This is a genomic window from Lacipirellula sp. (genome assembly GCF_965279485.1).
In the GTDB taxonomy this organism is placed as follows: Bacteria; Planctomycetota; Planctomycetia; order Pirellulales; family Lacipirellulaceae; genus Lacipirellula.
In genome coordinates this window covers 5,183,168-5,195,650 of the sequence record NZ_CBDIIC010000002.1, presented here as the reverse complement: position 1 = coordinate 5,195,650, position 12,483 = coordinate 5,183,168, and the positions used below count along the sequence as shown (strand labels likewise).

General features: G+C 58.5%; 13 protein-coding genes. 8 read left to right on the top strand and 5 right to left on the bottom strand.

Annotation, left to right across the window (positions count from 1 at the left end; translation table 11 throughout):
* Window positions 1-1,058: 1,058 nt before the first annotated feature.
* The 8 genes from ACQY7R_RS28340 to ACQY7R_RS28305 all read left to right on the top strand — a co-directional run bounded on the left by ACQY7R_RS28340 (window position 1,059) and on the right by ACQY7R_RS28305 (window position 9,430).
* On the top strand, window positions 1,059-1,739 hold the full coding sequence (locus tag ACQY7R_RS28340; RefSeq protein WP_428308883.1) for a recombinase family protein: 681 nt from the start codon (window positions 1,059-1,061) through the stop codon (window positions 1,737-1,739).
* A gap of 574 nt (window positions 1,740-2,313) precedes the next feature.
* Window positions 2,314-4,386, top strand: coding sequence for an AAA family ATPase (locus ACQY7R_RS28335; RefSeq protein WP_428308882.1), 2,073 nt, complete (start codon window positions 2,314-2,316; stop codon window positions 4,384-4,386).
* 77 nt (window positions 4,387-4,463) lie between these two features.
* Window positions 4,464-4,673: a helix-turn-helix transcriptional regulator gene (locus ACQY7R_RS28330; protein ID WP_428308881.1), complete on the top strand. Its 210-nt coding sequence runs from the start codon at window positions 4,464-4,466 to the stop codon at window positions 4,671-4,673.
* Window positions 4,674-5,003: 330 nt separating this feature from the next.
* Window positions 5,004-5,282, top strand: coding sequence for a hypothetical protein (locus tag ACQY7R_RS28325; RefSeq protein WP_428308880.1), 279 nt, complete (start codon window positions 5,004-5,006; stop codon window positions 5,280-5,282).
* Between the two features lie 51 nt (window positions 5,283-5,333).
* Window positions 5,334-6,218 (top strand): hypothetical protein, encoded by an 885-nt coding sequence (locus ACQY7R_RS28320; RefSeq protein WP_428308879.1) that lies wholly within the window; start codon window positions 5,334-5,336, stop codon window positions 6,216-6,218.
* A 712-nt stretch (window positions 6,219-6,930) separates the two neighbouring features.
* Complete coding sequence (locus ACQY7R_RS28315; protein ID WP_428308878.1) at window positions 6,931-8,613, top strand: hypothetical protein; 1,683 nt, start codon at window positions 6,931-6,933, stop codon at window positions 8,611-8,613.
* A gap of 206 nt (window positions 8,614-8,819) precedes the next feature.
* Window positions 8,820-9,083 carry a hypothetical protein gene (locus ACQY7R_RS28310; RefSeq protein ID WP_428308877.1) on the top strand — a complete coding sequence of 88 codons (264 nt, stop codon included), beginning with the start codon at window positions 8,820-8,822 and terminating at the stop codon, window positions 9,081-9,083.
* Window positions 9,080-9,430: a hypothetical protein gene (locus ACQY7R_RS28305; RefSeq protein WP_428308876.1), complete on the top strand. Its 351-nt coding sequence runs from the start codon at window positions 9,080-9,082 to the stop codon at window positions 9,428-9,430. Before ACQY7R_RS28310 ends, ACQY7R_RS28305 begins: the two co-directional genes overlap by 4 nt.
* Before the next feature lie 2 nt (window positions 9,431-9,432).
* Here the strand turns inward: ACQY7R_RS28305 and ACQY7R_RS28300 are convergent, their stop codons facing one another.
* The 5 genes from ACQY7R_RS28300 to ACQY7R_RS28280 form a co-directional block, all read right to left on the bottom strand.
* Window positions 9,433-9,711, bottom strand: coding sequence for a hypothetical protein (locus ACQY7R_RS28300; protein WP_428308875.1), 279 nt, complete (start codon window positions 9,709-9,711; stop codon window positions 9,433-9,435).
* A gap of 36 nt (window positions 9,712-9,747) precedes the next feature.
* Window positions 9,748-9,960, bottom strand: coding sequence for a hypothetical protein (locus ACQY7R_RS28295; protein WP_428308874.1), 213 nt, complete (start codon window positions 9,958-9,960; stop codon window positions 9,748-9,750).
* A gap of 37 nt (window positions 9,961-9,997) precedes the next feature.
* Entirely contained in the window at window positions 9,998-11,179 is a 1,182-nt protein-coding gene (locus ACQY7R_RS28290) for a hypothetical protein (protein WP_428308873.1), read from the bottom strand.
* Between the two features lie 771 nt (window positions 11,180-11,950).
* Window positions 11,951-12,076 carry a hypothetical protein gene (locus ACQY7R_RS28285; RefSeq protein ID WP_428308872.1) on the bottom strand — a complete coding sequence of 42 codons (126 nt, stop codon included), beginning with the start codon at window positions 12,074-12,076 and terminating at the stop codon, window positions 11,951-11,953.
* A 60-nt stretch (window positions 12,077-12,136) separates the two neighbouring features.
* Window positions 12,137-12,352 carry a hypothetical protein gene (locus tag ACQY7R_RS28280; protein WP_428308871.1) on the bottom strand — a complete coding sequence of 72 codons (216 nt, stop codon included), beginning with the start codon at window positions 12,350-12,352 and terminating at the stop codon, window positions 12,137-12,139.
* Window positions 12,353-12,483 lie beyond the last annotated feature (131 nt).

Sequence of the window (12,483 nt, the reverse complement as noted above, 5' to 3'; positions counted from 1 at the left end):
CATGCCCAAAATAAAAAGCACGGTTTGAACCACAATCCTAGAAACTAACGCACACTGTAGCGGCTATGCGCGCCCTATCGGTGGAACGCGCCGACCGGCTTGTAACGGAAGATCGTTTGGAACGGGTTGAACATGCTCTGCTGATCGCAGCGCGGAGAATGGTCGGTTCGATCATGCGCTCTACGCCATGCGCGAGGGCTGATCCGAATGCCGTTTAACGAACGATTGTAGGCCTACCCTAGCCACCCCTAATCGTTACAGCTATGCGATTCTCGACCCTCACAGATCATTCGATCGGATTTGTGGAAGTCGTGATTGGGGTAGTGGTTGTGCGGAGCGTGCCGACTAGGCAATTGGCATGCGGTTAGGTGTAGGGATGGTACGGGGTGGAGGGTTTAATCCGCCTTCGACGCTCGCAGCGGTTGTAGGGGGCACTGCGGCCCGGTGTATCGAGTTGATACGATTCCGGATGGTTGCGGCTATTTAACAGCCGATCGGGTGAAGGATCGCCAGCCCTCGGTGGGATCGCATGGCCAATCGCCTGTGTGCGGAGCGACGATTCGTGCTGCAAGGGCTCCGTAGCCGCTCGCTGCTGCGATGCGGAGGGTCGGGAGGCTCGGCAGTCAGGTTGAGGGGAGAGGGGTTGTGGGAGTGCTCGTGCTGCGATGCGGCTATAATAGGGAAATGGAACTGTCTCAAACAGCTCGACGGTGGATTCTGTGGCTTCTCTTACCTCTGGTGCTGCCGGTGGCGATGGTCGTTGGGCTGGTCCTTGGAATGATCGCACTGGTCGTCACCCCCTACTTTTACATTTACCCGGAACGACATTTACAGAAAATAGATATTGATGGCACGGACGCTCAACGCGCCCGACTCGCTCGCTGGCGCGCCGGGTATCGTGCCCTCGGGTTCACTGGGCGGATTCGACGCGCGGTGAAGACCTACCTCCGACGACGAGCGCGTCGCGCGAGGCAGCGGGCAACAAACCGTTAGGAAAATAGTGAACCGAACAAGTCGCCGCTAATTGGCGCCCCATCGGCTCCAATTAAAATAGAGGGATGGCGCTTCGCATCATTGGATACGTCCGAACGTCGACCACAGATCAGAGTCTCGGGCGCGAGGCGCAGCGGTCGAAACTGTTGCAGTTCGCAGCGCTGCACGATCTTACGCTGGTCACGATCCTAGAAGACGCCGAAAGCGGCGCGACTCTTGATCGCCACGGGCTTCAGACAGCGCTGAAGATGCTCGACCGGGGTGAAGCTGACGGCCTAGCTGTCGTGAAGCTCGACCGGCTAACGCGGTCGCTGCGGGATTGGCAGTGGCTCGTTGAGAATCCCTTCCGCAATCGTGAACTGCTGTCGGTCCAAGATGCTGTCGACACGCGCACGGCGGCGGGGCGTCTTGTCTTGAACGTGTTGCTGTCGGTCGCAGCGTGGGAACGCGAGACGATAGGCGAACGAACGTCGGCCGCGCTACGTCACAAGATCAGCAAGGGCGAGCGCTGCGGATCAGTGAAGTACGGTTATCGCCTAGCCGACGACGGACGGACGCTCGTACCAGACGACGCGGAGCAAGCGGCAATCAGACGGGCGAAAGAACTCCGCGCTCAGGGCACAACATTTCGCGGAATCTGCCAAATTCTCAGCGAGGAAAATTTCAAGCCTCGCGTCGGCGCCACGTTTCACCCGGCGTCGATTGGGCGCATGCTCGCCCGTAACGGGAAGCCTGTCGCGATCTAGCGTAAATCTGCCGAAACGGTTTCGCGAATATGCTGTCGAAGATTTAGCAGATTGGCGAATGGTGGTTTGCAAACTGCCAGCCAACTTTTACCCTCGCTCAATTTCGCTTCCTGTGTGTCTCCCGCGTGTGTGTGCGCGTGTTCGGATTCGCTCGGAGTACGAGGCAACCGTTCGCCAGCGGTTCACCCTATAGAAATAGGGTTTTTTCTAAAGATAGATAGTACTTCTAAATACACTCTCCCTGGCGTTTAACAGTCCAACACGCACACACACACGCGGGAGACACACGGAGGGCAAAATTGAGCGAGGGTAAAAGTTGGCAGATTTATTTACGGAACTTTTACATCCATTCTTCCGGGCGACTGCTCTTAGACGCTCCTCCCCCTGGCTTACCTACAGCCGTAATGCGTCAGGGAAAATATCGTGACGCTTTTCAGGGAATTTCGTCTATTAAAATCTCCTGAATGCTTGTCGGGGCATGCTGTCAAGCTGAGTATAATTTTCGCGACGAACAGAGAACCGCCGCGAGACGACTACTCGCGGGTATCACAACGACAGGTGAGAGACGCTGCTAATGACTTCAATCAACGAACAACTCGACACCCTCGAAAAAGGCGCGACGTTCTACCAAACGCGCGGCTATCGCGTTGTGCCGGTAGACAACAAGAGAGTACAAGCGAAAAAGTGGCAGACGAGCAATTTTGCTCCTGCTACGATCCGCCGACACCTAGACAGTGCGGAGCGCCCCCGCATCGGCATCGTGTGGGACGGCGTGACGATCGACGTAGAAGACGACGACGCGGAGCAGGAAGCGGAGTGCCTGCGCCTGATCGGCGACGCCGCCGACACCGGAGCCGCGTTCATATCGCGTAATCGCACTGATCACCAAGGCACGCATCGCCTATTCCGTTTGCCGGCTGATAGCCCGATCCACGACCTGCTTACGTCGAGCGGAATCATCAAACTACCTTCCGGGCTGACAGCCCGAATCAAGGGTGTGCAGAGCGTCGTCCCCCCTTCCGAGAACCGCGAGTGGTTGCCGGGGCGTGACATAGATACTGTTGCGATCATCCCTGACGCCCTTCACGACGCCCTGATTGAGCAGGCGAGACAAGACGCGGTAATAGCAGCGGAAGCCGCCGCGCTCGCTGCAACCCGGAATGCGATCGACATTCGCGAGCCGACTGAAGCGGAGATCGCCGACTGCGAAGCGACCCTCATGGGCGGGGAAGATTCGATTGAAGGGATGAACGGATCGAATCGCGCCATTCGGTGGGGCGCGGCACTGAGGCGCTCCAACGTCCGATTTGATCGGGCGTGGGAAGTCATTCAGCGCATCAACGACGCAAAGGGCAAACCGCCGTGGCCGCTGTACGGGCACGATGGGCAGAACCTCGACCGCAAACTGCGGGAGGGGTTTAGGGCGGCAGACAAAAAAGGCGAACGCGGGTCGACGTTGATTCGCATCGACGAACTATGCGCCGTCCGAGACGCATCGCTTGATCTGCTCGACGGCGCGCCTGCTACGGGCGACGCCCAATCGGAGGGATGTATCATCGAAAGTCCTCGCAACATTTCGCGCCGGCTGCCGACTCCGCTCGTTTCGCACTGGCTGTACCCCGGCGTTCTGACGCTGCTGGCTGCACCTCAGGGGCACGGCAAGAGTTTGGTCGCCGCGAACATCGTCGCGCCGCTCACGCGAGAAGGTAAGCGCGTGATGTTCACCGCGCCGGAGGAACCGAGCGAAATGATTGGGCGACGCATGGACGTTGCAGGAGCAGACCCAGCGTTTTGGGATATCACGCGAGCAGCGTTCGCGCGTCGACGCGGGCAATCGATGGTGGTCGACCTTAACGCCAGCGCTGAAGGTCTGGAGAATATCGAGATCACGCTCGCCAAGTTTGGTGACGTTGGCGTCATGGTCTTTGACGCGCTAACGGACATGCTGCCGACTGGCACGAGCGAAAACGCGAACGCTGAAGTTCGCAGCGTACTAAACGCGCTGACCGCCCTGGCAGGCAAATACAAAGTCGCGCTGCTTGGTTTGTGTCATTACAACAAGTCGACCGATTGCACCGAAGCGAACCGAATGATAATCGGGTCGACCGGGTTTGTCTCCATCCCCCGGTCGATCTGGCACATCACTGGCGACCCCGCCGACCGCGAGAGACGGCTGCTGCTGCCATCGAAGTACTCTTACACGCGCCGACCGCCGGGGCGAGCGTTCTGCATCACTCCGGTCATGTATGACCCCGACGTTCCATACGACGCCAGCAATCACGTTGCCGCGCCCGAAGATGCTGACGACCACGACACCGTAGGTCGCGTCGTTTGGGAAGACGGCTTGATCGACATGGACGCCGACGCCGGACTGAGGGCGCTGGCGAATGCCGCTAACGATAAGAAACGCGGCGGTAGCGCCCGTGAGGCAGCCTGTGAATGGTTGCTGAGGTTCGTCGCCGATCAGGCTTGGCACGAACTGAGCAACGTCTATCTCGCCGCTCAAGCCGCAGGCATGAGTCAGCGCGCTATCGAGGGCGCTATCACACACCTACGCTCCCACACGGGCGAAATCAAAACAGACAAGGAATATCGCGCCACGAAAATCATGCTCACTGAGCAGGCGCGCCAGTACGACGCGGACTAGTCACCCGCGCTGCGCCCCTGCCGTTCGTTCTCACCTGCGGACGGCGGGGCATTTTAGATCATCACAGGAGTATCACCATGACGCTGACGGCACGCGAATTGAAACAAGTATTGGGCGTCAAGAAACAGACGCTCGCGCTATGGAAGAAAAACGGGAGGCTTCCTGCACCGATCGAAAATTCGTCTCCGCAGCGGTGGGACGCTTCAGCGATCAGAGAAGCGATTCTGGCAGGTTCGTTGACCAAACGAAAAGCTGGACGCAAACCGAAACCAAAGGTCGTCGCGTAGGCGATCGTCTCCCCGGTTGAGCATGTCGGGGACGAACACAAAAGCGGCTAGCAGTCACCCATTCTGCGAACCGCTACCCCGCGCTGCTGGGTTCATGTAACCAGCGGCGCGGGGGCCAGTACAAGCCCTCTCCACTCGTAGTGGGGAGGCGACCTGCCTCCGGTATGAATTGACGTAGGCAGGTTTTTTGAAACAGCGAGACGCGCGCCGCAACCTGGCTCGCGACTCACCACCGCGCTCGCTAGCGAATACCGGGCGCGGTGGTTTTATCAGTCACGATTGCGGTGGCGATCAATCGCCATCAATAACCACCATTTAGGAGTGCCCGCAATGTTCCGAACCGCTTTTGTAAACTCTTTGTCCGCATTCTTCACCCCCGGTGAAAACTTTAATGCGGAAAAACTGCGATCCAAGTTCGCCAACATCGGCGTGCGTGGGGGCGCTGCAACTGATCAGTACACGGTCGCGCTCAAGAAAATGCTGACCGTCGCGTCGGGGTTTCATCCTGAAAACCTAATCGACGGCGCAGTCGGCGCAGTGACCACCGATGGCTCGCTCCGCTTGGACAGGGTAGCAGTCGGCTCCTATGTCCTGACTGATATCAGCTAGTCCCCGCCGTGCGTTCGTCGCCTCCCAACCCCAACAACGAGAACCACAACTATGACTCCTGTCGATTTTCGCAATGTCACGTTCGCCCAACTCGCAGGCGGCGAGGTGAAAACCAAAACCCAAACGCGCGCGGACAAGGACAACGTACACGCTCGCGCCGAAGAGAAGATCGCGCGCCTATCACAAGAAAAGGGACGCGCACTTTCCAAGAGAGAGCAGATCATGATGGAAACCGCCGACGAAGGGCTGGACCCTGGCTATCGTCGCCCGGTGGTCGATACAAGTTTGATCGCAGCAAGGAACTGGAAGCCGGTTCTCCGCAGCAACCCCGCAACCGCAACGGGGTTTGACGCTGAGATTGCCCGTTTGGAATCGCTCGAATCCGAGAAGCGGGAAATGGAAGAGTTCGCGACGTTTCGCGATATCAACAGCCAAACATTGCATCAACTCAAGAAACTGAAGCGACAAGAGCTAGACGCCCGTGGGCAGTCTGCCGCCCTGGAAGCGCACGTCAAAGAGCAGTCTGCCGCGCTGAAGGCGCTCGCTGAAATCAGGGATTGGGCGCGATGGGAAGAGCGCGTCGATCTTGCCCAAGTCCAGACGATCGAAAATGCGATTCGGCAAACCGAACTTTACGGCGGTTGTCCCAACGAACGGGAGCGACTGTACAAGGAAGCTATGGGCATTCGATCGGCAGTCCTACAGGAGCAAGCTGCCGAGCTGTCGGCGTCACAGGCGGACTTACTAAAGGCAAAACAGAACATCGACCGGCAGCTACAGCAGCTTAAGGCGCAGACGCCGGACCCCCTGGCGGCGCTGGAGCAGAAGCGTCGCGAGAATCCCGACGACGCGGAAGCTGACCTAGCGTACTGGCGGATGCGCGAGGTATTGGGCGGACACGAGCCGGGCTATTTTGTCGCGCCGGTGGAGGCGTAATGCGACCCTCTACCTACGTCTGGTTGTGGCTTGATCGAGGAAAACCCGTTTACCTAGGGCGGGGCCGGTCAGTCGGCGGAATCCCGCCCTGGTCGGTCGTCTATGCTCGCAGGGCGTCCAACGATAGCGATCTTGGGGACTTCCTCTGTCTAACCGCCGCGCAGCCAGAACGCTCTACAGAGGCTCCTAGCGTGCCTATGGGCAAGGCTGACGCCGACGCTATTTATGCGACCCTGAAGGCAAAATATCCAAATTTGTTGTCGCACCGCCAGCGACGCGCGACCCCCAGCCGATCGGGGTGGCGTTCATCCCGCCAAGTCGTCGATCCGTTGGGGATCACGCACCCCGGCGTCAGGGCGGCAGCGAAGGTCTGGAATCTTTCGCCGGCTAGGATCAGTCAACTCTGCCAATCGGGGAGCCCTTGGAGGTATGCCGAATGAATTCATCGACCACGACACGATTCGAGAACCCTGGCGGACATGGGTTTGGAACATCGGATCAAAGACGTACTGCGGTTGCGGTAGGGTCGATGGGCGCGACCCTTGGAAGATCGTTTGGGACCACAGGTTAGAACGCGATGACGCAATCTCGTTGCTGCTCCGCTCCATCCCTTCCTGTCCCCCACCTGTAATCGTCTCGCCTGCCTTGCCGCGCGCCTCTGCGGAATTCGTCTTCGCACTACTGAAGTCTTCTCACTATCAAAAGGTTCACCGTGGCAAAAGAGATTAAAACGCGCGTTGTCTACGATGTTAGTACGGCGGAAGCGGACATCAAGCGCCTCGCCAAGACGACTGAGGCAGCCGGTAATCAGTCGCAAAAAGCATTCGACAAAATGAGCGCGGGCGCGTCGCGTCTCGCCGGTAGTCATAGCGGCATTGCAAACATCGCTCTTGATCTCGGCAAGGCGGCGGCGGCAGCCGGTCCCATTGGCATCGGACTGACGGCAGCAGCGGCTGCGGGCGCAGCGCTCGTAAGTTCAATTTTTGGGCTTCCGGACATCATGCGTGACTCGACCGCGGCGCTCGACGCATTCAACAGCGCCATTGATCGCAGCACGCGCTTGCGAGAGACGATCGGCGATCTGCGCGACGCTGCGAAGCAATCAGAGTTCACGCAAAAACGTATCGACTTGCAGGAGGATGGCGTTGATATCGCCGGTCGTCGCGCCGCCAACAAGAGCGATCAAGCCGAAATCGCCGGCAAGCTGGGCGAGTGGAAGGCGTACTATCAGCAGCTTGGACGACTCCACTCAGAATCGCAGAGTCGGCTGAAGCAAGGCGAGTCCAAACTGGCAGCCCTGCAAGACCAGCGTTTGGAACGTGAGGGTTCGACGCTCGACCTGCTGCGGCAGGCGAAAAAGCTGCAAGACTCCGGTCAGTACGATCGTGCGGCGGGGTTGATCTCGACCGCGCAAGGTCGCGAAAACGACCAGTGGGATACTACTGCGGCAGTCCAAGCGCAGAAGTCACTAGAAACAGCTATCGCGCGCAGCGTTGCAGCGGAACGCCAGCAGTCCGCAGCACTCAGTCAGCGCGGCGCAGCCGCCGTCCAGCAGATCAAGAACTATGAAGGGCAGGAAGCCGCCGTCAAGCGACTAGGGCGCGAACTTGCCACCCAATCCGCTCAGAACGTCAACGACAAAAAATCGCTTGCGATCAATAAGGAACAACATGAGATTCTGAAGGCGCGCGGCGACGCTACGGAGCGCGCCCAAGCCGAACTGCGGAAGCTCGCGAACTTCCAGGACGCGGAACGCTCGCTAGGCGAACACGCATTGCAAGGCGGCAAGCATGTCCTGTCCGCTGCCACGAACAACGAACAATACAACACGGCACGCGACCAGATCGGCGAAGCTCGACAGGAGCTGGCCAAGCTGCAAGCCCTGGCGAAAACCGGCATCATCGACGACGACTTGTTGGGCTCCGCCGATCGGTTCAGCAAACTCATGGAAGGCATCGCAGACGACAGCGACCGTCTACCCTACGCCTTCCAACAAGACTTCAAGGGTCTGCAAAAAGCGGAAGATTCCGTCAACAACCTGCTGAAGGCGCGGACGGAAGCTGAAGCGAACACCGATCGGCTGAAGGAAATTGGCGCGACAGCCGATCCGCTCGCAGCAGCCAGTCTATCGAGTAAAGGTCTGTCCGAAAACTTGGCAGCCGGAGCCGCGTCCGCCATCGCGATTCGTGACGCCCTGGCGAATCTTCCAGGGGCTCCGAGCGCCGGCGCACAAGCGCAAGCCGGCACCGCTGTTGCGACCGCCGACGCCCCCGCCGTCGTCGCAGGGTCAACTCAGCAGACGTTCAACGTGAACGTGACCGGCGGCATGGTAGACCGCAGCACCGCGCAGCAAATTGCAGCGATGATTCAGCGTGAAGCGCGCTTACTCGGATAACCAAAAGGGGGAACTATGAAGCGATACAACTACGTCGTCGCTCGCCGTAGTGATGGGACCAATAGCGTTGGGCTACTTCATTCATCGACGCCGACATTCGTTCGGCTCCAGTTGCCGGACGGGGCGATCATCACCGAACCCCGTGGGCATTGTTCAATCAACGTCGGCTCGAAAGCTGACATTCTCGCAGCAAGGATTGTATTCGCATGACCGCAAACAAATTTGATTCGTGTATCGAACCCGCCTGCACTGCCGCCAGTGCGTTGTTCCAAGCGGCAGGGTATTTCTCCCGATCGGGGGAGGCATGGACGGCGTTCGTGGAAGCTCTGGACAGCGGCGACGCGACCGCCGTGAAGGCTGCCGCCAACGCCATCAAGCCCTTCGATCCCAATGAGATTGTCGCGATGGTTCGCAGCCTGGAATTGGCTGGCGCTCAGTTGCAAGCAGCAGCGGAAGGGGTGGCAGCGTGACCGACGTAGGCTACATTCTGACTCGCCGGCAGGGTCGTCGCGTTATTGTCAGTCGGCAAGTGTCGAGCGTCGTCGATCCTGCTACCGGCGAGCGTAGGGAAACGCGCTCGACGCTAGCCGCCCTGGCGGTTGTCGAGCCGACTAGCTACGCCCGTAAGATCAGCGCGCGTGAGTGCCAAGAGGAAGTCGGGCCGACGACGATTCTCCTGCGCGCTCGCGACTGTCCGTTTGATCGGCTGACCCCGGCCGATGCGATCATCGTGGGGGACCAGCGCTACAATATCGTGACAAGTACGCTAGAGGATTCGGTTCTGCGAATCACTGCTCGGGAGCAAGGGTGGCCCTAGCGTCACCCGTTCCGGTCACCTAGGTAGTAGCCGATAGCTAGTGTTATCAATGGAAGAATGGATGAAAGCAAGAATCGCACAAGCTCTAAGGTACCATCAAAAGTTGCATCTTTCATGCACATCATTGCAAATGCCATGATGAAACAGAGGAGGTAAACGCCTCCGAAGATGGCCAAGACATGCTTGGCCATCTCCAGCGACGCCTTTTGATCGAAGCTCGGCTCCGTTACGACAGGCGGCTGTTCCCACACGGCCTCATCTTTAATGTCGACCGTTTCCAAATGACTCGAATCCGTTCCACTGTCCATTAGCCTCCCTCACTCATCAAGAATTCCGACGATCTCTTTTACAACTTGACCATCCTTCACGACAGCAATTTGGTTTTTCTGCTCACGCTCGCGTAGAGCGACTTTCAATAATGACAATGCTGTCTTTAGTACGCCTGCCTTCGTGGTCCCCAATTCCTCTGCCATTTCCTCCAGTGACTTATTCTGCCTCTCCGTAAACTGAACATTCAGCCGCGTAGTCATTTGACCGACTCCCATTCCTTGCTTAGTTCCGAACTGCTCACGTTAAGCATCCGAACTTCGCAATGATCCTATCCCGTTGCTTTACAAGCTGATCCAAGTCGAAATCCGAACTACCGACGCTTGTAAACTTTGCCAAGCAATACTGATACCGAGCGATGCCACGCATCGAAACGTAGTATTGCGTTCCGCGCTTCCTAAAGAATCCTTGCTGTACTAGGCGATCGTCGAGATCATGACGAACCTTATCACGCTCGACCTCATACCCAAACTCGTCAACGAGCGCCTGCATAAAATCCTTGCACTCCCACAGCTCAAGCGCCTCCGATTCAAGTTGGCGCGACGCCGCGAGCGCGAGCATTATGAGCGTTCTGCCGCCACGGCACGGCGGGACACCCTTAAAGAGCGCGTTGTCAATCTGGCCGGGTAACGTGAATAGCGCGTCTTGGTTCTCGCGGAGCTGATCGGCGTAGTCGATTGAATTCTTACGGATTCGTTCTTCCGTTAAGAGCAACTTTCCATGCGGTTTCTGAGGAAGCTCGACGTGGTACAGCTCGAAGTCCGGTAACTGGGGGTGAACGACTAGCACCATCGTGACAACTTCTGTCGTCGGAAACGCTGCGCGCATCTGTTTATCAGCAGCGATAAGCCCCGCCAGTTCCTTGTCTTCAATTGCAATGTCACGGTAGACCACGCTGCGGAATAGGCTGCCGCTCTTGCGACCGACGCGATTGAGCGCGGAATCGTGGACGTTCTTGCTGGTGACAACTTGCGTCAACCAGATCGTGTCGTCTTTAACTCCCACTACGTCGATCATGGCCAGAGGCGCGCCGAGCTTTTGAATCTGCTCGTGAGTCAACTGCGATGGCTTCCCAGTAGCGCGGGCAATCTGATTCAGAATGGGGGCCGTGAACTCTCTGTTGATCTTGTGCCAGACCAGCGTATGAACGCCGTGAACCTGCAAGTCTTCGATGTTCGCTAGCAACCACGCCGCGCGGCCGCATTCCCGGTCGTGCGTCTCCATGTTGTGGCCGGTGATACTGGTAATTTCTTCGTAGCTCGGCGGCTCCTGGAGCGCACGGCGGTATAGGTGCTCCATTTCCTTGACTGGGTCGCCCATGTCGCCGCGAGCATAAGTCGCGAGCGTCGCGAGCGACGTGGCCAATTCCTCGAACACCATTGGATTTGTGTTTACTGCAATCGTGGACGTGGCGGGGTTCATCTGACTATTCCCTCATATAAAGTCGGCGTAATGCCCGTTGGCCATGCACGGAAATTACACCTTTTTTACACCTAACGCAACCCCCTATTCGCTCATTGCACGAAAAAGCCCGGCGATTAACCGGGCTCCCCAAGCGAAGGTCGCTACGGGTCTACTGCTGCTGCAACCGGGTTAGGTTTTGTTGCATCCACTCGCGAGTAGCCCGCATTTCGGATTCATGCCGTTCCCGCCTAGCAGCCTGCTACGCTCCCCTGGCGCGCCGCGTCGGCCCCTGTAGCTCAGTCAGGAACGCTTCGTACTCCGCTGCCTCTCGACGGGCCGCTACCTCCCGCAGACCGTCTATCGTTTCCCCCAGACGATCCGCGCGCAACTTCGCTTGCTCGACAGCGACGCTATGAGCGTCGCGCGCTTCGTAGATAAAGCCCCCGTTCCCATCGGGGACTAGGACCGTAACCGGGGGCGCGGGCATCCTAGCGCACACACTGGCTGCCGCCCACAGAGCGACGGCAACCTCGATGACGACGGCGGAAGGAATCAAGTTGCGAATCATGGCAGGGCTCCAGGGTGGGGCTGGCGAGAGAGGGCCTAGCGGGTGAAGTGGCAGACGATCCAAGCGGCGACGCCACCGACCAGACCAACGGCAAGGTAAGAATTAACTAGGGCTTCAAGTTCGGACATGGCGGGGGCTCCGGTAGAAAAGGCCGGTCGCGACTCCGCACGATCACCACGCAACTAGGATGCGCTGACTGCTACGGAGCCGGCCGGGGTGGTTTAGGCGACGATGGCCGGCTCGCCGGATTGAGGGGCGTAGAATTTTGCGATCATAAGGGCGCGCTCCGGCGAGACGGCCTGAATCGGCAAAAGGTACTGACCGACTTTCACGACGTAGAGCGACATGGGCGGGGACTCTCAGGAGGGCGGGGAAGAAAAGGGGGCATCCGAGCCCCCCGGCGACGACTAGCGACGTTGCTCGACCAGTTCGGCCATGCTCAGTTCGCTGTCGGCAAGATGCTGGGCAGCGTCCAGGGCCGCGTCAGCGAGGGCGCGGAGCCCATCGGCATTCAGGACGTTGGCCAAGATCATCGCTTCCTTGCCGCCCTCTCGCACGCTCAGTAGGCTATAGCCGCTGGCGGTCGTCCAACGTAAATCGCTGGTCAATCGGGTCGTTTTCATCGGCGCTTCCCTCCACGCCATCCACGCCGATCAGCGGTTTTGCCCGGTGTTGTAGCAGGGCACTTAACAGCTAAATCGTCGAGAAAATGGCGTATTCGCCGAGAAATTAGAAGCCGTGCCCCCAATTGAAG